This is a genomic window from Marinobacter sp. (assembly GCF_965229985.1).
GTDB lineage: Bacteria > Pseudomonadota > Gammaproteobacteria > Pseudomonadales > Oleiphilaceae > Marinobacter.
This window is the reverse complement of the sequence record NZ_OZ245935.1, coordinates 3,837,402-3,859,349: the sequence shown is the minus strand read 5'-3', so window position 1 is coordinate 3,859,349 and position 21,948 is coordinate 3,837,402. Positions and strand designations below refer to the sequence as shown.

The window sequence follows — 21,948 nt, the reverse complement described above, 5'->3', positions numbered from 1 at the left end:
ACACACCCTCCTGGCCTCTTCTGCCGTTGACTTACCACCCCGACTGATCAAATGTTGATCTAATCTCTACCGAGATGCTCTGACGGCACCAATCTAACAAAGACAAGAATCAAGTCAGCGCACGGAAGCACTCGATCTGCCATGTTGCAGATGCAGTACGAGAAGATAGTCTCTGGAGCAACCCGTTAGGTTGAGCCGCAGTTTGAATAACAAACACAACATCAAACTGTAGGAACGACAATGAAACTCTGGATCCAAGCACTGGCCCTCGCCCTCACTGTGGCCTGGTCCGCACCCTCTGCCGCCTGGTGGTGGGACTCTACCCCTTCAAACTACACAGATACCCGTTACCCGGTTGTGCTGGTGCACGGTATGTTCGGCTTTGACTCCATTGCCGGCGTGGATTACTGGTACGGGGTCGCGGAGGATCTCCGCAAATACGGCGCCGATGTCTACACCACCCAGGTGCCGGCCCTGGACAGCACCATCGCTCGCGGGGAAGCCCTGCTGCCGCAGGTACAGGCCATCGCCGCGGTGCATGGCAAGGTCAATCTGATTGGCCACAGCCATGGTGGCCCCACGGCCCGTTACATTGCCAGGGTGCGGCCGGATCTGGTTGCCTCGGTAACGTCCGTTGGCTCGCCCCATAAAGGCTCGCCGGTTGCCGACCTGATCTACGGCTCCCCTGCCGAAAGCCTCGCAGCCAGTCTGGGTAATGCACTGGGCGGGCTGATCGACCTGCTCTCAGGTGGCGGTTACAACCAGGACCTGCGTTCCAGCCTGCAGTCCCTGACCACCCAGGGCAGCGCCGAGTTCAACAATTTTGCCCCTGCCGGCATTCCAACCACCGCCTGCGGTGAAGGTGCCTACTCGGCAAACGGCGTCCGCTTCTATTCCTGGGGCGGTACGGGGGTTCTGACCAACGTCCTGGATCCGTCCGACGCGCTTCTGGGCACCACCAGCCTGGCCTTCGGCTTCAGCCAGAACGACGGCCTGGTGGGCCGCTGCAGCAGTCGATTTGGCAAGGTGATCCGGGATAATTACTTCATGAACCATCTGGACGAAGTGAATCAGGCGCTGGGGCTGCACAGCCTGTTCGAGACAGACCCGAAAGCGGTTTTCAAGCAACACGCCAATCGCCTGAGGAACGCCGGACTGTAATGGTTAGCTGGCCTTCTGGCTTTGCGTTGCAGAGCTAGAAGGCCCCTTCCAGGGTCAACATCAGCGTCTGGCGCTGATAATCATACTGGGACAGACTGCTTCTGTTGTCCCGAACCAGCCACTCCCCCCGGACCAGCCAACGGCTGTCCAGAGACTTCTCCGCCAGCAATCCGATCTCCAGACGGCTATCCTCCCGGAGGCCGCTCTCACCAACTGCGGTCACCACCTGATGGGCATCCTGGTATCGGCTGTGGCGAACCGAGCCTGTTGTTCCGAGAGCCAGGTCAGGATGCCAGCGATAGCGACCGGCAACCTCCAGGGTGTGGTGGGTGGGAGAGACACTGACAAATTCATCGGCGGTTCGCAGATCCCGACGGTTATTGATCTCCAGGGAGTATTCGCCGTCGAACCGCCAGGATCCAAGGTGCTTGAGCGCATGGAGGCGCGCCCGATACCACTGGCCGTCATAGGCCTCGAAACCGGAACCACCGTTCACGGTAGCGGCGGCCAGAATTATTCCGCACTGGTCAGGGGCTGCCGGTAGCGAACACTGCCGCCAACGATAAAACCCCTCAATGCCGGATCGGGTTTCAAGGGATTCACTGTCGAACCAGGATTTCACCAACGACACCAGCGCCCCTCGCTCAACGGCTGTCAGGGTCTCAGACCAGCCTATCCGTCCCTGCAATACCTCGGTATCGTATTCGTGGTTGGATGGGTGTTCGCGGGAATAGGCGGCCACATCGAGCGCGATTCTGGAGCGGGCGCCGACTGGTCGTTCGTAGTTTCCCGCAGCCAGTGCTTCGAGGAAACCGCCACCCTCACTGGACGCCGTATCCTCGGGCAAGCCGGCAATATTGGAATCGTAACCGCCGGAGATGCCCAGATAGCCACGAAAGGAGGGCTCGCTGGCCGACGGCGGGACTCCGCCGGCCAGTTTATTCAGCTGGGCCCGGGCCAACGCCCGGATTTTATCCGGAGCACTCTCCGCCGATGCCTGTTCGAACCAGAGCCGGGCTTCGACAGGCTCGTCCCGGGCAAGCGCGACCAGACCAAGGTTATAACGCGCCAGGGCGCCGTCGGAGTCATCCAGCAAGGCACGGAAGGCCGATTCAGCGGCGACATAATCGCCCAGCTGATAGCAGACAACGCCGAGGTTGTAGAAAAGAGAGGGGGATGAGAGGCCTGCATCAATGGCGCTCTGGAAGCGCTGTTTCGAAGCGTTCAGGTCTCCTGCTTCAAAGGCTTCAACGCCGGCACGGAAATCCTCCATGCCGGCTTCTGTTTCCGCCGCCTGAAGATTCATTGTGGGCACTAAAAAAAGGAACAGGGACAGGGCGCGCCAAAATACCAGCAAACAGGTTTCTCCGGATTAATCCACGCGGGGCAGGAACGGTTACATCTCCGGCTTCAGCGATCCAGCCCTGGTGCATCCGGCAGCTCCGGGCGTTCCGGACGCTCCGGCAACTCAGGCTTACCCTTGATCAGTTCCCGGGATTGCCTGGCTTTTTCGGACATGGATTCACCAAACTCGCGCCCCCTTTCTCGGGCTTCACTCGCCGCATCCAGCCCCGGGGAGCCAGACTTACCCGGATTGTCGGGTCTTTCAATAGCACGGGGCAACTCAATTTCCCGCACGACCGAATCGGTGAGCTCTGCATCGTCAGTCACCATGCGCATGGTAACATCCAGATCATCATTAGCCAGTGTTGTCGCTGGCACCCCAAACCCGATCACCAGCAACCCGACCACTTTTACGCTCACTGCAAACCTGTCACCTGTCATGATTCGGGATCCTCGCCCGTTCGTTGTGGGTAGTCGGGAATCGGGGCCCGAAAGGTTTTCTGGCGATCTCCGGTGTCCAGTCGGGCCACCAACTCACCGGCACCGGGAAAGAGGAGCTTCAGGGGTAGCGACAAGACGTTCTCCCCTGCATTGAGGCTTACCTTCCAGCTAAGTTCACGATGCCCTGGCCAGGAGGCCAGCTCCACATTCGGTGGTAGCTCCAGGGTAAGCGTAACGTTTTCCAGGGCTTCACCGGAACGGAAGGCAAGGCGCACGGTTTTCTCAACAGGTTCGGTAATGCCGGATACCGGGTTTTCAGCGGCATTTTCCGACGACGCGACAACAGGCTCGGCGTTGTCATTCACTTTATCGGGCTGGAACAGAAAACCCAGGCCAATACCCAGGGCAAGAGCCGCCGCAATGGCACCACCCAACACCCCGTGACTCCATCCAGACTTCGGATTGGCTGCGCCTCGGGCAGACGACAAGACACGGTTGTGGAAATCAGGAGACGGCTCAGGGATGCTAAATTGCTCCTGCAACGCCCGGTTCAGATCGCGCTCCGAGGCAAGCCACTCGCGACACGCCAGGCAGCCAGCAATATGCTCTTCCACCCGGTCATGAGCGGGGGCAGAAAGCTGGTTGTTGATGTAGGCAGGTAGATCCACCCGGATTTCGTTGCAGGACATTGTCTTCACCTCACTCCCCCACACGTCCAGCCGGTTCAATTGGTTCCAGCTCCCGCTGCAATTTCTTTCGCAGGGCCGCCCGACACCTGTGTAGCCGCGATTTTACGGTCCCCAGCGGGATGTCCAGCACCTCCGCGATGTCCTCCTGGCGCCAGCCGTCCACATCATGAAGCAACAACAGGGTTCGCTGATCGGGTGTCAGGGTCATCATCACCCGGTCCAAAACCGGCCCCAGGCGAGACTGCTCCAGTTGCAGATCCGGTCCAACGTTGTCCGACTCAAGACTGTCCAGCCAGTCAGCCTGGCTTTCCGTACCGACCAACTCGGTCAACGGGCGGTCACTCTGACGGTTCTTACGCCGAACCTGGTCGATAAACTGCCGGTAGAGCACCCGGTTTAACCAGGGCCGTAACTGGTCAACGCTTTCCAGCTCATCAAGCTTTGGGAATAGCTTGACCACGACATCCTGAACCAGATCCTCGGCATCCTGTTGCTGACCGGCCAAACGGTAGGCAAACCGGTACATGGCGTCCAAGTGGGGCTTCACCAGGGCGTCAAAACGCCGGGACTTCGAGGGCTTGAAAGGAAAAATTGCCAAAGCCGTTGTTTACCTGCGTGGGTTCATGCCAGCGGCGCAGTCTATATCAAATAGCTGGGCCGATGCATTTGCCGAATTCCCGATCTGACAATTCAACGATTGCCGGGACATTAGGGAACGTTAACAAAAATCCCGGAACTCTGCTCCCAACAAGTGCGTGGTATAGGGGTCAGGTAGCGATGTTGCTTCGCTATGATTCCAGCAAATAAACCTTGGAGGTTTATATGAAACGTTCGATCCAACTTCTTGCCATTTCGACGCTTGCTGCAGGCATGGCGGCCTGTGGTGGCAGTGGTAGCGACAGTTCAGCGTCTTCGGGCACCGGCACGGTTTCCTTCGGAATTACCGATGCCCCGGCCATGGACCTGAGCAATGTCACCATTGCGTTCACGGAAATTCGTTTGAAGCCCGAGAATGGTCAATGGGTGGAATTTCCTCTTGAGGGGTTCGAACAGGTAAACCTGCTGGATCTTCAGGGTGGCCTGAGCGAACCACTGATTACGGATGAAGAAGTACCTGCCGGCACCTACACCGAGCTTCGGCTGATTGTCGACACGGACAACTCCTTCGTAAAGCTCGAATCTACAGGTGACAGCGAGTACACACTGGCAGTGCCGTCTGGCGAGCAAAGTGGCCTAAAGCTGAAGGGCAATTTCCTGGTGGCCGCAGACACAACTACCAATTTCACCATCGACTTCGACGTGCGCAAGTCCATCGTCGACCCGCAGGGTAACGCCCTGGCTAACTATATGCTGAAACCGTCCCTGAGACTGGTCAATAACCTTGAGGTTGGCTCTATACGTGGTGAGGTGGACGTCGCCCAAATCACTTCCACTCGTATGGCGGATGAAACTCTGGCTGACTGTCAGTACGACGGCGCTGTTTACGTCTTCTCCGGTGAGAATGCCGAAACCTCGGATCTGAACGTAAACAACGAGGAAGGCAATCCTCTGATGATTGTACCGGTTGAGCTCGACGATGAATCAAGCCTCTACAGCTACACGGCAGCATTCCTGCCAGAGGGTAACTACACCATCAGTTACAGCTGCCAAGAGGATAACAACGAGCAGGATGACAACCTAGACTTCGAGGGAACACAGAGCCTTGAGGTTGTTGCCAACCAGACAACCGAAGCCGAGCTGATTCCTCTTGTAGAATAAGCCGCTTCCCCGGCAGGCGGTCTCTGAACAACGGGCACCGCCTGCCGAGCAAAAAAGAGTCACAGCGCGGCGGCTCTCGCCTCCGCCTGATCCGCACCCGCCACATTCCCGCGAGCCCGACGGATATCCGCCAGCAACAGCCAACCTGCTCTCTGCAATCGGGTATCACTTCCGGCCAGCGACAAGCCCTTCAAAGTGAACTGCTCTGCTGAGCCCAGCTGATCACCCGCCACATAGGCTTCAGACAGTTTGAAATACACCTCGGCAGAACGGGGAGCAATCCGCTGTGCACGCTCCAGACGGGCGATGGCCCCTGAGACGTTACCTTGTGCCAACAGCTGGTCGGCCTCACGCACCAGGCTGAGCGCCGCAGGCGAAAGGCCATCCCCGGTTTCCCGATAGCTGGGGGAACTGGAACGGGAAGGTTCCCGGGTTTCCTCCGTCGCTTCCGGCTGTTCGCTCTTGCGCCAGACCGGGGCTTCGCTCTCTTCGGCATCAGTACTGGTTCTGGGCGGTTCGGGTGCCTTGGCCGGCTCACCACCAGCCGGCACGTAGATTCCGCCTCCCGGCCCGGAAGCACAGCCGGCCACTGACAGCAGCAAAGTAATCAGGGCGGCCCTGAACGAAATACGGTCAATCATTGAAACAGTCCTTCAAACCAGCCCCGGATACGACGTTCCAGATTTCCGGAGCACGAAATTGTCTGCGTGGGTTCGCTGCCGGCAATGTACGGCAACAGTCGGGCATTATCGCAGTATTCGTCCGTCAGTGCCTGCTGCTCCGAATTCACCCAGTGATAATTTACTCCGTCGGGCACCACAGGCGAAAAGCCGTGCTGTGGAACCTGCGCCATAAACCTCGACCAAACCGGCAAGGCGCCACTGGCCCCGGTCAATGATGTGGGGCCGTTATCATCGCGCCCGACCCAGGCCACTGCAAGCAGGTCGCCACTGAATCCGGCAAACCAGGAATCCCGGCCATCGTCGGTGGTTCCGGTCTTGCCTGCGAGGGTGAGTTCCTGGGGCACTGTGTAGTAGGCAGAACGGCCCGTCCCTTCCTGCATGGTTTCCTGCATAGCGTATTGCACCAGGTGCACGGCGGAGGGATCGGCAACCTGCTCAACTTCCAGGCTGTAACGGGATAAGGCCTCACCGCCGGCATCCGTCACTTCCCGGATGGTTCGCAGCGGGGTATTGAAGCCTGAGGTCGCCAGCCCCTGATAGATCTGCGCAACCGTCACCGGGCTCATTGAAACCGAGCCCAGAAGCATCGACGGGTAACGGGAAATCGGGGTATCAACCCCGAACGCCGTCAGAGTCTCTCGCACCCGGTCCACACCAATATCCAGCCCGACGCGCACGGCCGGCAGGTTATAGGAGTGTGACAGAGCCTTATGCAAGGGAACTTCGCCCCGCTCCTCACCATCGTAGTTCTTGGGCTGCCAGCGTTTGCCATCATCGAATTCCAGGGTAAAACTCTTATCCAGCACCGGCGTGGTCAGGGTATACCTTTCCGGCTCCTGCAGGGCCGACAGGTAGATAAACGGCTTGATCAGCGAGCCGATGGGGCGGTTGGCATCCAGTGCCCGATTGAAACCGGCGAATTGCGGGTCCCGGCCACCCACCAGGGCCAGCACCTCCCCGGAATCCTTCGCGGTTACCACGAGAGTGGCCTCCAGCGCTTCGGCATTCTGCCCGCCGCCCAGCCTCGGGAGGGTATCGGTTACCGCATACTCCGCCGCATACTGGATAGCGGGGTTCAAGGTAGTGAAGATTCGCAGACCTTCACTGCGGAGATCCTCTTCCTTGTAGTCACGCGCCAAGTGCCTTCTGACCAGATCAATGTAGGCGGGGTAACGATTTTCTGAGTAAGACGGCCTCTCGCTGACGCCCAGCGGCAATCCACGGGCCCTGGCCGCGCGGCCCGGCTCAATCAGGCCTGCCTGTTCCATTTCAGAAATCACCAGATTCCGCCGCTCTGTAGCACGCTCCGGATGACGGCGCGGATTGTAGTAGCTGGGCCCCTTTACCATGCCAACCAGCAACGCGATCTGATGCACATCCAAATCCTTCAGGGATTCACCAAAATAGAACTGGCTGGCCAGACCGAAACCATGAATGCTGCGTGTGCCGGCCTGTCCGAGGTAGACCTCATTCAGGTAGGTTTCCAGGATGTCGTCTTTTTCATAGTGCAACTCCAGCAACACCGACATCAGGGCTTCGTTGGCCTTTCTCACCAGCGTCTGCTCGCGAGTAAGGAAGAAGTTCTTCACCAACTGCTGGGTCAGCGTGCTGCCACCCTGAACGATTCGCCCGGCCTGGATGTTGGCCAGCATGGCCCGGCCGATAGACAGGGGGGCGATGCCGAAATGATCGTAAAAGTTGCGATCCTCCACCGCCATCAGGGTGGTTGGTAATAACGCAGGCACTTCATCCAGTTGAACCAGTACCCGATCTTCTTTATGTGCCGGATAAATACCGCCAATCTGGGCGGGCTCAAGCCGGACAATCGGGGCGTTGTCGCCTTCAATCACCGAAAAGCCCTGAACCCGATCGCCCGAGATCGACAAAGAGATCCGGCGCCGAGGCTCATCGCCGTCCGGGAACGAAAAGCCCCGTGTACTGATGACGAAGCGATTGCCACTGCGCTGGTAACTGCCGGATTTTTTTCCGTCGCCTTTGCGGAAACCGGAGAGGCTCAACTCCCGTTCGAGAGCACTGGCACTGACGCTGGCACCATCGAAAAGCTCCAGCGGACGGGCGTACACCCGGGACGGGACTTCAAAACGCCGGCCCTCGAAACGGGAGGTCACCACGGCATCAAGGTAAACCATCCAGCCTGCCAGCAAAACGAGACCGATGGCACATAACCGGAACATAAAACGCCAGAACCACGGCCGACGACCGTTGTTTGAAGAGCGTCTGGAGGGCTTTCGCATGGGGCTGGAGGATGCTTTAGATTTTTTCATGGCGCGATTATAACGAAGGGAGCGGTGAGTAAGGCAGGCCAACCATGTGTTATTTCTGTAATCTGCCCGTTATGATAGGGCAAGAAAAATCAATGAGTTCAGGGAACGCGAGGAGAACACGGTGAGTGAGACATCCCCAGGCAATCTGATTCTGTCGATGCAGAATCCAGACCTGTACGACCATCCTGTCGATGGCTTTCAGGTTATCGAAACTCACATCTCTCAGGTGATCCTGACCGGTAACTACGCCTACAAAATCAAGAAGCCCATGGATTTCGGCTTCCTGAACTTCTCCACCCTTGATCGCCGAAAGCATTTCTGCGAGGAGGAGCTCAGGCTCAATCGACGGCTCGCCGAAAAACTGTATTTAGAGGTTGTGCCCATCACTGGTACGCCGGAAAACCCGGTCCTCGGTGGCGAGGGCGAAGCTTTCGAATACGCCATCAAGATGCGCCAGTTCGGCCAGGATCAGCTTTTCGATCGCCTGCAGGAACAGGGGTATCTGGCACCCGAACTGTTGACCGATCTTGCCCGTCAGGTCGCCACCTTCCACGACCAGTTGCCGCCAGTCCCGGATGACAAACCGCTCGGCACCCCGGAAGCGGTGTTTGCCGCCATGCAAGAAAACTTCGACCAGATCCGTCCGATGATTGACGATTCGGATCTGCTTATGCAGCTCGACAACCTAAAGGCCTGGACCGAATCCACCTTCGAGCGGCACCGGGAGTTGATTGCCCATCGCCGCGCCAGCGGTATGGTCCGGGAGTGCCACGGCGACCTGCATCTGGCAAATATCACCCGGTTCGAGGGCGAGGTCACCGTTTTCGACTGCATCGAATTCAACGAACCCTTCCGCTGGATCGATGTCATCAACGATCTCGCCTTCCTGCTGATGGATCTGGAGTCCCGTGGGGAAAGTGCCCTGGCCAATCAGGTACTCAATACCTACCTGGAATACCGCGACGACTTCGAGGCGCTGCCGTTGCTGCCTCTTTACAAGGCCTACCGCGCCATGGTCCGCGCCAAGATCGCCCTGTTCACCATGGGCAATCCCGGAATCACCGACACAGAAAAAGCCGACCTGATGCAGCGCTATCGAGCCTACGCCCAGTTGGCAGAGGATTACGGCACTATTCCCAACCACTACTTGCTGGCAACCACCGGCCTGTCCGCCAGCGGCAAGACCTGTGTCAGCGCCGCCATGGCAAACGAGCTGGGGCTGATACGCCTGCGCTCCGATGTCGAGCGCAAGCGCCTGCACGGGCTGGCGCCGCTGGAAAGCTCGCGCTCACCGAGCGGTGGCAACCTGTACACCGAGGAAGCAACAGAGAAGACCTATCAGCGGCTGGCCGAGCTTGCCAGTCACGTTCTGGCAGCCGGCTTCCCGGTGATTGTGGACGCCGCCAGCCTGAAACAGAAAGAGCGGTCATTGCTGGCATCCGTAGCCGAAAATCAAGGTGTACCCTTTGCCCTTATTCATTGCGAGGCACCGGAAGATCTGCGCCGGGAATGGATCCGCAATCGCAAGGGTGATGCCTCCGAGGCAACCGAGGAATTGCTGGACGCCCAGCAAACCTGGTTTGAACCGTTGACCGCGGATGAGAAGAGCCACACCATCCATCTTCACACCGATCAGGAGCATGTTGCGGAAGCCGTGGCTGACCGTATCCGGCAACATCTGGGCATTCCCGGCGGCAAAGCCAGTTAAGAACAACATCAGGCGCCTATGGGGCGAGTGCGAGGTTCGGTATGGACGATAAAAGCGAACACGAAGTACATCAGATCAGCCACCCGCTCTACGATATTCTTCGTAGCGAGGACATTCAGGCATTCAATGCCGAAAAGGCAAAGCTCACAGAGTTGCCCAGTTTTGCCCATGGCGATTTCCGGGGCCTGGATCTGAGGGGGATGGACGCCAAAGGGCTGGATTTCCGTCACGCCTACTTTCGCGGAGCCGACCTGCGGGGTGTGGACTTCTCGAAATCCAGGATGGAAGGCTCAAGCATCGCCAGCGCCAAGATTTCCGGCTGCTATTTCCCGCACCGCCTGGACGCCGATGAAATCGTCATGTCCCTGAACCACGGGACGCGCATGCGCTACGCCATCTTGCCAAAATGAGCAGTAACCCAAACGCCTGGCAGCCCGTCTGTCCCGCATCCGAACTGGCACCGGGCCAGTTTGTCGAATTCCGGCTCCGGGAGAAGGCCCGGGAGCCCGAAGGCATGCCGTTAACCGGCTTCCTGTTCCTCGATGGCAGTACGCCCCGCGCCTATCTGAATATCTGCCCGCATCTGGGCGTCGAGCTGAACTGGATGCCGGGCCGGTTCATGGATTCCGACAACCTGTTCATCCAGTGCTCGACCCACGGCGCCCTGTTCAAGCCCGCCGACGGCGAATGCATTGCCGGCCCCTGCCAGGGCGATGCACTCACCCAGCTGGACCTGCGAGAGCGGGATGGGCAGATCGAAATCAGACTTCCAGAATAACCGGCACCGATTCGGTAAGGGTCAACACGCCCGTTGGCGTGCCGTCGCTCTCGCTCAAGTCGGCGCGATAGGCGATCACTTCCACACCCGCATCGCAGGCCTGCCGCAGCAGCTCACCGTATTTGCGATCGATATGGTCGGCCGGACGGACGGTTTGAATGCCGGTGTGATTGACCACGAAAAACAACACCGCGCGATCACCCTGCTGGACCTGGGCCATCAGCTCACGGAGGTGTTTCTGGCCGCGCTCCGTCACCGCATCGGGGAAGAAGCCCTGACCATCCTCCGCCAGCGTGACATTCTTGACCTCCACCCAGGCTTCGGCCGCCGTGTCATGGCCGGAAAGCAGCAGGTCAATCCGGCTTTTCTCCGTGCCATATTTGACCTCGGCGCGGCACTCCGGATAACCGGCCAACTCAACCACAGTACCCGCCAGCACGGCCTCCCGGGCCTGATTGTTAGGCCGGGCGGTGTTGACGCAGGCCAGCTGCCCCGGCGACGTCTCTACCAGTTCCCAGGTGTACTGGAGCTTGCGCTTGGGGTTGTCGCTTCGGCTGAGCCAGACCCGGGCATCCTCCGGCTGACAGCCCAGCATGGAGCCGGTGTTCGGGCAGTGGGCGGTTACCTCCAAGCCATCCGGCAGCCGCACGTCTGCCAGGAAGCGTTTGTAGCGGCGGATAAGCCGGCCTTCAACGAGGGGTTCTGGAAACTTCATGTGATCTCCGTACAAAAGTCGATGTCACAAGGCTGGCACCCCCGTGACTAATCTGCTATTTTCCGCAAATTCCCGTTTCAGGACGAATGCTTCATCCAGGGTATAACCGCGCAGCCACGGGGGCTCAAGCGGAGGGAAGCAAACCGTTCTTGTGAAGTACAAACAAGAGGCCGGGTTCAATGGCAAATACTGCAGAACAACCACGCGAACGTTTTACCAACTTCACCCCCTATGAAATGAAGAAGGGTGAAGAGTACATGAGTGCGGAAATGCTCCAGCACTTCAAGGATCTGCTGCTGCAATGGAAGCAGGAGCTGATGGAAGAAGTCGACCGCACCATGCACCACATGCAGGAAGACGCCGCAAATTACGCGGATCCCAGCGATCGCGCAACCCAGGAGGAAGAATTCAGCCTGGAACTGCGCACCCGCGACCGGGAGCGGAAACTGATCAAGAAGATTGACCAGACCATCGACCGCATCGACAAGGACGACTACGGCTTCTGCGATCAGTGCGGTGTGGAAATCGGTATCCGCCGTCTGGAAGCGCGCCCGACTGCAACCCTGTGCATCGACTGCAAGACTCTGGCCGAGATTCGCGAACGCCAGACCGGCATCTGAGCCAACCACTCAACAGCTGCCGGCCGTGGGCAATTCCCGCCCCGCCGGCTGACTGACCGCCATGAACAACCCTTTGTATCGGGGCCGCTTTGCGCCCTCCCCGACCGGCCCGCTGCATTTCGGCTCACTGGTTACCGCACTTGCCAGTTTCCTGGAAGCCCGCAGTCAGGGCGGCCAGTGGTTTATCCGCCTGGAAGACCTGGATCCTCTGAGAGAGCCGCCGGAAGCTACCGGGCAAATTCTCGCTAGCCTGGACGCCCACGGCCTGTTTCCCGACGAGCCGGTGCGGTTCCAGTCCAGACGCCACGACGCCTATCAGGATGCCATCGACCGATTGCTCGAAAGCGGCCACGCCTATCGTTGCCAATGCTCACGCAAGGAGTTGCAAGCCAACGCGGGGCGCCACCCCAATCACTGCCGTAGCCGCACAGCATTGGACGGTGACCGCCCATACGCCATCCGTTTTGCCCTCGAAGACGAGGACTGCCACTGGCAGGATCTGCTGCTCGGGCCACAACAGCAGGTCGTAAAGGCAGAGCTTGATGACCCGGTAATCCTCCGCAAGGAAGGATTCTACGCCTATCAGCTTGCTGTGGTCGTTGATGACATTGATCAGGGCATCACGGACGTGGTGCGTGGCTCCGACCTGCTGGACATGACGGCGCAACAGCAGCAGATTTACCGGGCCCTGGGCGCCCATCCCCCACGTTGGCTGCACATCCCGGTCATACTCAATGAGCAGGGCCAGAAACTCAGCAAGCAGACCCATGCCCCGGCTCTGAACGACACAACGCCTGTCGAGAACCTGTTCGGTGCGCTTGTTGCCCTTGGCCAGAATCCGCCTGCTGACCTGGCAACCGGCTCGCTGGAATCCCTGCTGGAATGGGGCCGGAAGAACTGGCAACGGGGCGCCATCCACCTGACATCCCGGTGAGGGACATGGTATAAAGCCCTTCTCACACCTCAGCGCGGATAGCATGCCTGATGTATATCTACCGTCTGGTCTTCCTGTTGGTATTGGCCATCTATATTTTTTCGCCCAACATCCTTGACTGGTGGACTTCGCCGGGAAACGTCTGGTACAGCCCCTACATTATCTGGGCAGGGCTGATTGCCATCGGTTTCTGGCTGGAATGGCGGCGGGACCCCAATGAGTTTTAGTGCCTCCGGCCTGCTGCTCGCCAGCCTGCTGTATCTGATTCTGCTGTTCGGAATTGCCTGGCTTACCGAGCGGGGCATGGTGCCCAGACGCTGGGTTCGCCACCCTCTGGTTTACGTGCTCAGCCTGGGCGTGTACGCCGGCATCTGGGCAGTCTACGGCGCCGTTGGCATGGCCGCCGAATCCGGCTACGGCTTCCTCGCCTACTACCTGGGGATCAGCGGCGCCTTTCTGCTAGCACCGGTACTTCTGAACCCGGTCATGAGGATTGGCCGCGCCTACCAGCTAACCTCCCTGGCCGACCTGTTTGCCTACCGCTACCGGAGCCAGTGGGCGGGAACCCTGGTCACCCTCTGCTCCGGCGGCGCCATTCTGGCTCTGCTGAGCATGCAGATTCAGGCGGTCGCCACCTCTGCCAGCATCCTGGCGCCGGACACTTCCCCCAAGCTGATCAGTGTGATGTTCAGCATGATCGTGGTGCTGTTCGCCATGCTGTTCGGGGCGCGTCGTGACCAAAATTCCGAAAACCACCAGGGCCTGGTCCTGGCCATCGCCTTCGATTCCCTGGTCAAGCTGACAGCCCTGCTGGTGCTTGGGGGCGTGATCCTGTTCGGGGTCTTTGACGGCATGAACGGCCTGGAGCGCTGGCTGGATAACCGCACCTCGCCAGCCGCCACCATGACCCTGAGCATTGACGACGGCAGCTGGCGGGCACTGATGCTGATGTCCTTTGCAGGAGCCCTGGTACTGCCACACATGTATCACATGACCTTCAGCGAAAACCCCTCGCCCAAGGCACTGGCCAAAGCCAGCTGGGGCCTGCCGTTGTACCTGTTACTGCTCGGCCTGCCGGTGCCCCTCATCCTCTGGGGCGGCCAGGCATTGGAAGTCACGACAGGGCCCGGCTTCTTCGCCATCGGGGCCGCCCAGGCACTGGAAAGCCCTGCACTGACACTGCTCATGTACATCGCCGGCCTGTCCGCAGCCAGCGGCCTGATGATCGTCAGCACCCTGGCATTGGCGGGCATGGCCCTGAACCACGTGGTGTTGCCACTGAAAACCCCGAAAGACCAGGGCGACATCTATCGCTGGCTGCAGTGGATCAAACGTCTGCTCATCGCGGTGATCATCTTCCTGGCGTTGCTGTTTCATGAGGCCGTGGGCAAGAATCTGGATCTGTCCATTCTCGGCGCTATTTCCCTGTCGGGCACGTTGCAACTACTGCCGGGTGCCCTGGGGGTGATTTACTGGCCGGAGGGCAACCGTCGCGGTTTGATTGCCGGCCTGATTGTCGGATTGACCATCTGGGTGGTTACTCTGGTACTGCCGTTCTCACATACCGCCAACCTGCTGGCCTGGCTCGATGCTCCACTGATACCGGATTACAGCAACTGGCATATCTTCACGTTCGTCAGCCTGACCGCCAACATTACCGTGTTCGCGCTGATTTCCATCCTCAGCACCAGTACCAGTGAAGAGAACAGCGCAGCCCAGGCCTGTTCACTGGGTGCCCTTTCGCGCCCGCAACGCCGTGAACTGCTGGCCACCTCCTCCTCTGATTTTGTCCGGCAATTGGCGGAGCCTTTGGGCTATGGCGTCGCCCGGCGGGAAGTGGAGCGGGCACTGGGTCAACTGAAACTGCCCAATGTGGAGTACCGGCCGTATCAGCTCAGACGACTACGGGACCAGGTGGAAATCAACCTGTCCGGCCTGCTCGGCCCTTCTGTCGCCCGGGATATGGTCAAACGCCACCTCGGCTTCAAGCCCATGGCCCAGGGTGGCACGGCTCAGGACATTCGCTATGTCGAACGCGCCCTCGGTGACTACCAGAATCGACTGACCGGACTGGCCGGTGAGCTGGACAACCTTCGCCGGCATTACCGCCAGACCCTGCAGAACCTGCCCATTCCCGCCTGTTCGGTGGGCGAAGACGGTGAAATTCTGATGTGGAACCACGCCATGGAGGAACTCACCGGCATTACCGCCGATGATGTGGTCGGCGCCAGGCTGATGGCCCTGCCCGAGCACTGGCACCTGCTGCTTGAGGACTTCAACCGTGGGCCGGACCTGCATCGCTACAAGCACCGACTGGACCTGCGGGGCAAGCCCCACTGGCTGAACCTTCACAAAGCCGCATTGAGCGGACCGGACCACACCGAAGGCGGAAGCATCATCCTGGTGGAAGACCAGACCGAAACCCGGCTGCTGGAAGATGAATTGATGCACAGCGAACGGCTGGCATCGGTGGGCAGGCTGGCGGCCGGTGTCGCCCATGAGATAGGGAACCCCGTGACCGGTATCTCATCGCTGGCCCAGAACCTGAAACTGGAAACCGATAACCCGGATATTCTCGACACGGCAGACCAGATCCAGCAGCAGACCCGGCGTATCTCCACCATCCTGCAGTCGCTGATGAACTTTGCCCGCACCGGCAATCATGCCCAGGCCAACCGGTACGAGCCGGTGACGATACACCGCTGTGTCGAAGAATCGATCAACCTGCTTTCCCTGAGTGACAAGGGGCTGGGCATTCACTACATCAATGACTGCCCACCCTCGTTACAGGTACTGGGCGATGAGCAGCGTCTGGTCCAGGTCTTCGTCAACCTGTTGGCAAACGCCCGGGATGCGTCACCGGAAGGCGGCACCATCCGGGTCAGTGGAAAGGGCGATGGCTACTCCGCTATTATCGAAGTGGTTGATGAAGGCTCCGGCATCCCCGGGGATCAGCTCGATCATATCTTCGAGCCGTTTTACACCACCAAGGCCCCCAACAAAGGAACCGGTCTTGGCCTGTCGCTGGTGTACAGCATTATTGAAGAGCACTATGGCAACATTCAGGTGGACAGCCCGGCGAACGCCGACACCGGCCGAGGAACCTGCGTGAGGCTGAGATTGCCAGCCTACGAACCGGAAACCGGCAACATTGCCATCAGCCAGAACCAAAGGTCTTGAGACTCCTATGCCTCGCATTCTGATCGTGGAAGACGAAGACATTATTCGCTCGGCAGTGCGCAAACTGTTGCTGCATGCCGGCTATGAAGTCGCCGATGCGGCCTCCGTTGAGGAAGCCGAACAGCACCACGAACCGGATCAGTTTGATCTGATCATTTCCGATCTTCGCCTGCCAGGAGCGGCAGGCACCGAATTGATCAACCGTGCACCCAATACACCGGTGCTGATCATGACCAGCTACGCCAGCCTGCGATCCGCCGTGGACTCCATGAAAATGGGCGCCGTTGAGTACATCGCCAAGCCGTTTGACCATGATGAGATGCTGGCCGCTGTGGAGAACATTCTGGCCCGGCGGCCCTCTGCCCGCAACGCGGATGATGACTCGGCACCAGCCACAGAAACGCCCGAAAGCAGTGATCCGGCCAACATCATGTTTGGCCAGTGCGAGCCAATGCAGCGGGTATTTACCCTGATCCGGAAGGTGGCTCCGACAGAAACCACCGTGCTGATTCAGGGCGAATCCGGTACCGGTAAGGAGCTGGCCGCCCGCGCCCTGCACCTGCTGAGCCCACGCGCAGCCAAACCACTGATTTCGGTAAACTGCGCGGCCATCCCGGAGAGCCTGATTGAGTCGGAACTGTTCGGCCATGAAAAAGGCGCCTTCACCGGCGCGGTCTCGGCAAGAACCGGTCTGATAGAGGCCGCCGATGGCGGCAGCCTGTTTCTGGATGAAATCGGCGAACTGCCGGCCGAAGCCCAGGCCCGGCTGCTACGGGTTTTGCAAGAGAGCGAGATCCGGAAAGTTGGCTCGACCCAGAGCCGCACCGTGAATGTGCGGATGATTGCGGCCACTCACCGTAACCTCAAAGCCATGACACGAACCGGGGAGTTCCGTGAGGACCTGTATTATCGGTTGAACGTTATGCAGATCCGGATCCCTCCTTTACGTGAGCGCCAAAGCGACATCCTCGGGCTCGCCCGCCGGTTCCTGAAACGCCAGGGCGAGAGAATGGGCAAACCCAATCTCAATCTCAGCCCGGAGGCCATGCGCGTCCTCGAACGCCACCGCTGGCCGGGCAACGTGAGGGAACTGGAGAATGCGATCGAGCGCGCCACTATCCTGTGCGATGGCGACGTTATTACGCCCGCCCTGCTGGACCTGGACAGCGAAGCTGGCGACGAACACATTCCCGAAACCCTGGTAGACGGCAACAACGAGCAGACTCGCACCCGAGAGGTGGATTCCTCCAACGACCTTTCCCTGGAGGACTACTTCCAGCATTTCGTTCTGGAAAACCAGGATCGCATGAGTGAAACAGAGCTGGCCCAGAAATTGGGCATCAGCCGAAAATCTTTGTGGGAGCGTCGCCAGCGTCTCGGCATCCCCCGGAAAAAATCCTCGGGCAACTGAGCCGAGCATGGTGTGAACCCGGACTCAGTTGTTACCCCATGTTCCTGTCGGTAACACTCCTCTTGAAAGTAACGTGATCTCAGTAACACTTAGGTTGAATACGGGGTAACACTTATGGCCTACAAAATCGTAAGGCATTGTTAACCAAGAAAATTTAAAAACTGGCACACGGACTGCAACCTATATGGCGCACAACAACAAAAACAAGAGTGACAAAGCAGCGCCAACAACAAGAACAAAAAGCTGCAGAGAACGTTCGGTAACAAAAACAACAACAGAACGTGAGCGAACTGAGTGTTTTGGGTACTTTGCTTTTTAGTGGTCCCACGGCACGTGCGAGTTGTAGATGTAGAGAAGAATCACCTTGGAGGTGACACTGCAGCTACTCCAAACCCGCCCGATGTCTCTGACCGCTCTGTGTATTCAAAGCTTTCCGTTTGCACTGCTGAGATGCCCCTTTATGGGGATATGCAGTGGGGTACAAAAACCAAGAAAAATCCCGGCAAAAACAAAAACAATGCAGATCGTCAACGCTTTGAGGGCGGATTCGTGAGAACGGATCCGCCTTTTGATTTTCTGGGCCCCGGAACGGTAATCCACGGCAAACGTGTGCAAATCCTGCTCAAACCGTTAAACTCTCGGTTTTTGCTCATCGCAACCACGGATTTCAATGCCTAAACGACTCGTCGATAAACTCCGTTCCTTTATGCCCGGCAACGGTAAAAAGAAAGCCCGCACCTACCAGCGACGGGAAATCCCCCGGGACCAGCATAACGTCTCACGCTCGGTGATCAGCGAACCTGCAAAGAAGGTTTTGCATCGTCTGAACAAGTCAGGCTACGAAGCCTACCTTGTGGGAGGCGGCGTCAGGGATATCCTGCTGGGCGGAAAACCCAAAGATTTTGACATTGCGACCAACGCCACACCGGAGGAAGTTCACGACCTGTTCCGCAACTCCCGGTTGATCGGACGGCGGTTCCGGATTGTCCACGTGGTGTTTGGCCGCGAAGTGATTGAGGTGACGACTTTCCGGGGCAACGCCGCGGAAGCCGAAACCGACGCCGATGATGATGATCGCAGGACCAGTGAACACGGCCTGCTGCTGCGCGACAACGTGTACGGCAACCAGGAAGAGGATGCCCTGCGTCGCGACTTCACCGTCAATGCGCTGTACTACTGCATCCGCGACTTTACTGTTATCGATTTTGCCAATGGCATCGAGGATCTTCGTAACCGGCAACTTCGTCTCATTGGCGACCCGGAGACCCGCTATCGGGAAGATCCGGTGCGCATGCTTCGGGCTATCCGGTTTGCCGCCAAACTCGGCTTCGACATTGAACCCGAAACCGAAGCCCCCATTGGGGAACTGGCCCCCTTGTTAACCCATATCCCTCCGGCCCGTCTGTTTGATGAAGTCCTGAAACTGTTTTCCGCAGGCCACGGTGAAGCCACTTATGACCTGCTAACCCGTTACAATCTGCTGGAGCCCCTTTTCCCCGAGACGGTCAGGGCCATTGAGGCCGGTGAGCCGGACGAGCTGATTCGCCAGGCCCTGAGAAACACCGACGCCCGAATTGCCCAAGGCAAGTCGGTTACGCCTTACTTCCTGTTTGCCGCCATGCTCTGGCCGGCACTCCAGGCCGAGTGGCATCGCAGGCAGGACAATGGTGACCCGGTCCAGCCGGCACTGCACGGCGCAATCGGAAAAGTTATTGGTCGCCAGGTGCAGGCGACCTCGATTCCGAAACGTTTCTCCGGCCCCATGAAGGAAATCTGGGAACTCCAGATGCGCCTGCCCAGGCGACAGGGCAAACGGGCCTTCGCCACCATGACTCACCCCCGTTTCCGGGCCGCTTACGATTTCCTGCTGGTTCGTGAGGCGTCTGGCGAGATTGAGCCGGGGCTTGGCCAATGGTGGACCGAATTCCAGCAAGAGGACGAACGGGGCCAGGAGCGGATGCTGTCGCAGCTGAGCACGGATGCGCCCAAAAAGCGTCGTCGCCGTCGCAAACCGGTCAAACGCCCCGCCCAGTAATGATGACAGACGCTTTTATCGGTCTTGGCAGCAATCTGAAAGAACCGGCGGCCCAACTGGCCCGGGCAGTCTCCGCCCTGGCCACCCTGCCGGAAACCTTTCTGGTGGCCCAATCGCCGTTCTATGCCAGCCGCCCGGTCGGCCCCCAAGACCAGCCGGACTTCGTGAACGGTGCCGTCTGGCTGAGCACATCGCTGCTGCCACACCAACTGCTTGACGAATTGCAGAGCATCGAACAGAAGCACGGCCGGGAGCGGCTTCGGCACTGGGGCCCCCGCACGCTTGATCTGGACATATTGCTCTTCGGCGACCAGGTGCTGGACGATGAGCGCCTCACTGTCCCCCATAAAGAATTACGGAACCGGGACTTTGCACTCCAGCCCCTGCTGGATCTGAAGGCCGACCTGGCTCTGCCTGATGGCACTGCCATTGCCGAACTGCGCAGCCAATGCCCCGACAACGGCTTGCGCAAGCTTCCACCGGCGGATTACCCTTAACACTTCAATGCCGACACCCCGGCACGCCCAGGCCCATCCACCCAAAAGGCAAGGATTCTATGGCTGTTACCATCAATACCCTGCGCGAGTTCAAGCAGAAGGGCGAAGCCTTCGCTGCCCTTACCTCCTATGACGCCACCTTTTCCCAGGTGGTCAGCGAAGCGGGCGTTCACGTAATCCTCATTGGCGATTCCCTCGGCATGGTGCTGCAGGGGCATGACAGCACCCTGCCGGTGACCATGGATCAGATGGTGTATCACGTCAGCTGCGTGGCCAAAGGTAACCGCGGGTCTCTGATCATGGCTGACATGCCCTTCATGAGTTACGGCACCGTTGAGTCCGCCCTGGAAAATGCGGCTGAACTGATGCGCGCCGGCGCCCACATGGTAAAACTTGAGGGTACTGACTGGATGAAAGAGACCATCACGGCTCTGACCGATCGGGCCGTGCCCGTATGCGCGCACCTTGGCCTGACTCCACAGTTCGTCAATAAATTTGGCGGCTATAAGGTCCAGGGCCGTGATGAAAAGGCAGCCGAAATGATGATCGAGCACGCCTGCGAACTGGAAGCGGCCGGCGCCGATGTCATCCTTCTGGAATGCGTCCCTGCGCCCCTGGCGGCGCGCATCGCCCAGGCCGTTAGAGCACCTGTTATCGGCATAGGTGCGGGTCCGGATACAGACGGCCAGATTCTGGTTTTGCACGACATGCTCGGCATTACCAGCGGTCGCAAGCCTCGATTCGTCAAGAACTTCCTGGCCGAGACAGATTCGATACAGGACGCTCTGCAGGCCTACGTGAAAGCCGTAGGCGAGCGCACATTCCCCGCTGAGGAGCATACGTTCAAGGCATGAGAACCGTACATTCCCTGAAAGAATTGAGAACCATCCTCCGCGGCTACCGCCAGCAGGGAAAAACCATCGGCCTGGTTCCCACCATGGGCAACCTGCACGAAGGCCACATTTCGCTGGTGCGCAAAGCGGCCGAAATGGCGGATGTTGTGGTGACCAGCATCTTCGTGAATCCGATGCAGTTCGGAGCCGGTGAAGACCTCGAAACCTATCCCAGAACCCTGGCCGAAGACCAGGACAAGCTTGCTTCGGCCGGAAACACGCTGGTATTTGCCCCCAGCGCCGAGGAAATCTACCCGGAGGGGCTGGCGAAACAGACCCAGGTGGTTGTGCCGGATGTCAGCGATGGCCACTGCGGCGCCAGCAGGCCTGGCCATTTCGAGGGTGTTGCCACGGTGGTCACGATGTTGTTCAACATGGTGCAACCCGACTTTGCCGTATTTGGCGAGAAAGATTTCCAGCAACTCGCCGTAATCCGGAAACTGGTCCGCGACCTGATGATCCCCGTGGATGTGGTGGGAGCCCCCACCGTGAGAGAGGACGATGGCCTGGCAAAAAGCTCACGCAATGGCTACCTGACACCTCAGGAGCGGCAGATTGCGCCGGCGGTCCACCAGACCCTGCAGGCCACGGCGGGCAAGATCAACGATGGTCGTACAGACTTTCAGGCGCTGGAAAGCGAAGCTGAGAAGAGTCTCGGGGACGCCGGCCTCAGGCCGGATTACTTCAACATCGTCAACAGCCAGACGCTCAAGCCGGCCACAGCCGAGGATCGGGACATTACCATCCTGGCGGCAGCCTTCCTGGGCACGACCCGTTTGATCGACAACCTGTCCCTGACCCGATAAGCCAACAGAA

At 58.9% G+C, this 21,948-nt stretch carries 22 protein-coding genes; 15 read left to right on the top strand and 7 right to left on the bottom strand.

From position 1 onward, the window contains the following. Positions 1 to 240 precede the first annotated feature (240 nt). A complete protein-coding gene (locus tag ACO06L_RS17650; protein ID WP_064228558.1) occupies positions 241 to 1,161 on the top strand; it encodes a lipase family alpha/beta hydrolase in 921 nt (306 codons plus the stop codon). Positions 1,162 to 1,195: 34 nt separating this feature from the next. On the opposite strand, the gene ACO06L_RS17645 is transcribed toward ACO06L_RS17650, so the two are convergent. The 4 genes from ACO06L_RS17645 to ACO06L_RS17630 all read right to left on the bottom strand — a co-directional run bounded on the left by ACO06L_RS17645 (position 1,196) and on the right by ACO06L_RS17630 (position 4,233). Beyond that, on the bottom strand, positions 1,196 to 2,467 hold the full coding sequence (locus tag ACO06L_RS17645) for a tetratricopeptide repeat protein (RefSeq protein ID WP_227716039.1): 1,272 nt from the start codon (positions 2,465 to 2,467) through the stop codon (positions 1,196 to 1,198). 104 nt (positions 2,468 to 2,571) lie between these two features. After that, positions 2,572 to 2,946 carry a hypothetical protein gene (locus ACO06L_RS17640; RefSeq protein WP_064228556.1) on the bottom strand — a complete coding sequence of 125 codons (375 nt, stop codon included), beginning with the start codon at positions 2,944 to 2,946 and terminating at the stop codon, positions 2,572 to 2,574. After that, on the bottom strand, positions 2,943 to 3,635 hold the full coding sequence (locus ACO06L_RS17635; RefSeq protein ID WP_202347929.1) for an anti-sigma factor family protein: 693 nt from the start codon (positions 3,633 to 3,635) through the stop codon (positions 2,943 to 2,945). The genes ACO06L_RS17640 and ACO06L_RS17635 overlap by 4 nt, the downstream gene beginning before the upstream one ends. Before the next feature lie 10 nt (positions 3,636 to 3,645). Next, the gene (locus ACO06L_RS17630) at positions 3,646 to 4,233 is read right to left on the bottom strand and encodes an RNA polymerase sigma factor (RefSeq protein ID WP_162841251.1); all 588 of its coding nucleotides are present in this window, start codon (positions 4,231 to 4,233) and stop codon (positions 3,646 to 3,648) included. A 224-nt stretch (positions 4,234 to 4,457) separates the two neighbouring features. Here ACO06L_RS17630 and ACO06L_RS17625 point away from each other — a divergent pair, with 224 nt between their 5' ends. Further along, the gene (locus tag ACO06L_RS17625; protein WP_064228554.1) at positions 4,458 to 5,393 is read left to right on the top strand and encodes a DUF4382 domain-containing protein; all 936 of its coding nucleotides are present in this window, start codon (positions 4,458 to 4,460) and stop codon (positions 5,391 to 5,393) included. A gap of 59 nt (positions 5,394 to 5,452) precedes the next feature. On the opposite strand, the gene ACO06L_RS17620 is transcribed toward ACO06L_RS17625, so the two are convergent. Together ACO06L_RS17620 and mrcB are read right to left on the bottom strand one after the other, a co-directional pair. Beyond that, positions 5,453 to 6,034 (bottom strand): tetratricopeptide repeat protein, encoded by a 582-nt coding sequence (locus tag ACO06L_RS17620; RefSeq protein ID WP_202347930.1) that lies wholly within the window; start codon positions 6,032 to 6,034, stop codon positions 5,453 to 5,455. Next, on the bottom strand, positions 6,031 to 8,331 hold the full coding sequence (gene mrcB, locus ACO06L_RS17615; RefSeq protein WP_413816177.1) for a penicillin-binding protein 1B: 2,301 nt from the start codon (positions 8,329 to 8,331) through the stop codon (positions 6,031 to 6,033). The genes ACO06L_RS17620 and mrcB overlap by 4 nt, the downstream gene beginning before the upstream one ends. A 187-nt stretch (positions 8,332 to 8,518) precedes the next feature. Here mrcB and ACO06L_RS17610 point away from each other — a divergent pair, with 187 nt between their 5' ends. The 3 genes from ACO06L_RS17610 to ACO06L_RS17600 are packed head-to-tail and all read left to right on the top strand — an operon-like array spanning position 8,519 to position 10,847. After that, positions 8,519 to 10,069: an AAA family ATPase gene (locus ACO06L_RS17610; RefSeq protein ID WP_227716047.1), complete on the top strand. Its 1,551-nt coding sequence runs from the start codon at positions 8,519 to 8,521 to the stop codon at positions 10,067 to 10,069. 41 nt (positions 10,070 to 10,110) lie between these two features. Next, entirely contained in the window at positions 10,111 to 10,479 is a 369-nt protein-coding gene (locus ACO06L_RS17605) for a pentapeptide repeat-containing protein (protein WP_064228551.1), read from the top strand. After that, positions 10,476 to 10,847 (top strand): Rieske (2Fe-2S) protein, encoded by a 372-nt coding sequence (locus tag ACO06L_RS17600; RefSeq protein WP_104323324.1) that lies wholly within the window; start codon positions 10,476 to 10,478, stop codon positions 10,845 to 10,847. Before ACO06L_RS17605 ends, ACO06L_RS17600 begins: the two co-directional genes overlap by 4 nt. Here ACO06L_RS17600 and sfsA read toward each other — a convergent pair. Then, positions 10,831 to 11,562: a DNA/RNA nuclease SfsA gene (sfsA, locus tag ACO06L_RS17595; RefSeq protein WP_202347933.1), complete on the bottom strand. Its 732-nt coding sequence runs from the start codon at positions 11,560 to 11,562 to the stop codon at positions 10,831 to 10,833. The genes ACO06L_RS17600 and sfsA overlap by 17 nt on opposite strands. A 179-nt stretch (positions 11,563 to 11,741) precedes the next feature. Between sfsA and dksA the strand changes: the two genes are divergently transcribed. The 10 genes from dksA (at position 11,742) to panC (ending at position 21,938) form a co-directional block, all read left to right on the top strand. Beyond that, the gene (dksA, locus tag ACO06L_RS17590) at positions 11,742 to 12,182 is read left to right on the top strand and encodes an RNA polymerase-binding protein DksA (protein ID WP_008940629.1); all 441 of its coding nucleotides are present in this window, start codon (positions 11,742 to 11,744) and stop codon (positions 12,180 to 12,182) included. Positions 12,183 to 12,243: 61 nt separating this feature from the next. Continuing rightward, positions 12,244 to 13,116 (top strand): tRNA glutamyl-Q(34) synthetase GluQRS, encoded by an 873-nt coding sequence (gene gluQRS, locus ACO06L_RS17585; RefSeq protein WP_064228548.1) that lies wholly within the window; start codon positions 12,244 to 12,246, stop codon positions 13,114 to 13,116. Between the two features lie 50 nt (positions 13,117 to 13,166). Next, entirely contained in the window at positions 13,167 to 13,343 is a 177-nt protein-coding gene (locus tag ACO06L_RS17580) for a hypothetical protein (protein ID WP_048497702.1), read from the top strand. Further along, positions 13,333 to 16,296 (top strand): sensor histidine kinase, encoded by a 2,964-nt coding sequence (locus ACO06L_RS17575; protein ID WP_064228547.1) that lies wholly within the window; start codon positions 13,333 to 13,335, stop codon positions 16,294 to 16,296. The genes ACO06L_RS17580 and ACO06L_RS17575 overlap by 11 nt, the downstream gene beginning before the upstream one ends. Before the next feature lie 7 nt (positions 16,297 to 16,303). Further along, positions 16,304 to 17,707, top strand: a complete 1,404-nt coding sequence (locus tag ACO06L_RS17570; RefSeq protein ID WP_064228546.1) for a sigma-54-dependent transcriptional regulator — start codon at positions 16,304 to 16,306, stop codon at positions 17,705 to 17,707. A gap of 333 nt (positions 17,708 to 18,040) precedes the next feature. Then, the gene (locus ACO06L_RS17565; protein ID WP_227512749.1) at positions 18,041 to 18,385 is read left to right on the top strand and encodes a hypothetical protein; all 345 of its coding nucleotides are present in this window, start codon (positions 18,041 to 18,043) and stop codon (positions 18,383 to 18,385) included. Continuing rightward, complete coding sequence (gene pcnB, locus ACO06L_RS17560; RefSeq protein ID WP_202347934.1) at positions 18,378 to 19,742, top strand: polynucleotide adenylyltransferase PcnB; 1,365 nt, start codon at positions 18,378 to 18,380, stop codon at positions 19,740 to 19,742. The genes ACO06L_RS17565 and pcnB overlap by 8 nt, the downstream gene beginning before the upstream one ends. Next, positions 19,742 to 20,239, top strand: a complete 498-nt coding sequence (folK, locus tag ACO06L_RS17555; protein ID WP_202347935.1) for a 2-amino-4-hydroxy-6-hydroxymethyldihydropteridine diphosphokinase — start codon at positions 19,742 to 19,744, stop codon at positions 20,237 to 20,239. The genes pcnB and folK overlap by 1 nt, the downstream gene beginning before the upstream one ends. Positions 20,240 to 20,298: 59 nt before the next feature. Continuing rightward, complete coding sequence (panB, locus tag ACO06L_RS17550; protein WP_202347936.1) at positions 20,299 to 21,093, top strand: 3-methyl-2-oxobutanoate hydroxymethyltransferase; 795 nt, start codon at positions 20,299 to 20,301, stop codon at positions 21,091 to 21,093. Further along, a complete protein-coding gene (gene panC, locus ACO06L_RS17545) occupies positions 21,090 to 21,938 on the top strand; it encodes a pantoate--beta-alanine ligase (protein ID WP_064228541.1) in 849 nt (282 codons plus the stop codon). The genes panB and panC overlap by 4 nt, the downstream gene beginning before the upstream one ends. The last annotated feature ends 10 nt before the right edge of the window (positions 21,939 to 21,948 follow it).

Excerpts from the sequence above, each read along its gene's own strand:
- gluQRS (WP_064228548.1), top strand. The coding sequence starts at position 12,244 with ATGAACAACCCTTTGTATCGGGGCCGCTTTGCGCCCTCCCCGACCGGC.
- ACO06L_RS17570 (WP_064228546.1), top strand. The coding sequence starts at position 16,304 with ATGCCTCGCATTCTGATCGTGGAAGACGAAGACATTATTCGCTCGGCA.
- panC (WP_064228541.1), top strand. The coding sequence starts at position 21,090 with ATGAGAACCGTACATTCCCTGAAAGAATTGAGAACCATCCTCCGCGGC.
- mrcB (WP_413816177.1), bottom strand. The coding sequence starts at position 8,331 with ATGCGAAAGCCCTCCAGACGCTCTTCAAACAACGGTCGTCGGCCGTGG.
- ACO06L_RS17650 (WP_064228558.1), top strand. The coding sequence starts at position 241 with ATGAAACTCTGGATCCAAGCACTGGCCCTCGCCCTCACTGTGGCCTGG.
- folK (WP_202347935.1), top strand. The coding sequence starts at position 19,742 with ATGATGACAGACGCTTTTATCGGTCTTGGCAGCAATCTGAAAGAACCG.
- ACO06L_RS17575 (WP_064228547.1), top strand. The coding sequence starts at position 13,333 with ATGAGTTTTAGTGCCTCCGGCCTGCTGCTCGCCAGCCTGCTGTATCTG.
- ACO06L_RS17625 (WP_064228554.1), top strand. The coding sequence starts at position 4,458 with ATGAAACGTTCGATCCAACTTCTTGCCATTTCGACGCTTGCTGCAGGC.
- ACO06L_RS17635 (WP_202347929.1), bottom strand. The coding sequence starts at position 3,635 with ATGTCCTGCAACGAAATCCGGGTGGATCTACCTGCCTACATCAACAAC.
- ACO06L_RS17600 (WP_104323324.1), top strand. The coding sequence starts at position 10,476 with ATGAGCAGTAACCCAAACGCCTGGCAGCCCGTCTGTCCCGCATCCGAA.
- ACO06L_RS17580 (WP_048497702.1), top strand. The coding sequence starts at position 13,167 with ATGTATATCTACCGTCTGGTCTTCCTGTTGGTATTGGCCATCTATATT.
- ACO06L_RS17620 (WP_202347930.1), bottom strand. The coding sequence starts at position 6,034 with ATGATTGACCGTATTTCGTTCAGGGCCGCCCTGATTACTTTGCTGCTG.
- ACO06L_RS17610 (WP_227716047.1), top strand. The coding sequence starts at position 8,519 with ATGCAGAATCCAGACCTGTACGACCATCCTGTCGATGGCTTTCAGGTT.
- pcnB (WP_202347934.1), top strand. The coding sequence starts at position 18,378 with ATGCCTAAACGACTCGTCGATAAACTCCGTTCCTTTATGCCCGGCAAC.
- dksA (WP_008940629.1), top strand. The coding sequence starts at position 11,742 with ATGGCAAATACTGCAGAACAACCACGCGAACGTTTTACCAACTTCACC.
- ACO06L_RS17645 (WP_227716039.1), bottom strand. The coding sequence starts at position 2,467 with ATGAATCTTCAGGCGGCGGAAACAGAAGCCGGCATGGAGGATTTCCGT.
- panB (WP_202347936.1), top strand. The coding sequence starts at position 20,299 with ATGGCTGTTACCATCAATACCCTGCGCGAGTTCAAGCAGAAGGGCGAA.
- ACO06L_RS17605 (WP_064228551.1), top strand. The coding sequence starts at position 10,111 with ATGGACGATAAAAGCGAACACGAAGTACATCAGATCAGCCACCCGCTC.
- sfsA (WP_202347933.1), bottom strand. The coding sequence starts at position 11,562 with ATGAAGTTTCCAGAACCCCTCGTTGAAGGCCGGCTTATCCGCCGCTAC.
- ACO06L_RS17640 (WP_064228556.1), bottom strand. The coding sequence starts at position 2,946 with ATGACAGGTGACAGGTTTGCAGTGAGCGTAAAAGTGGTCGGGTTGCTG.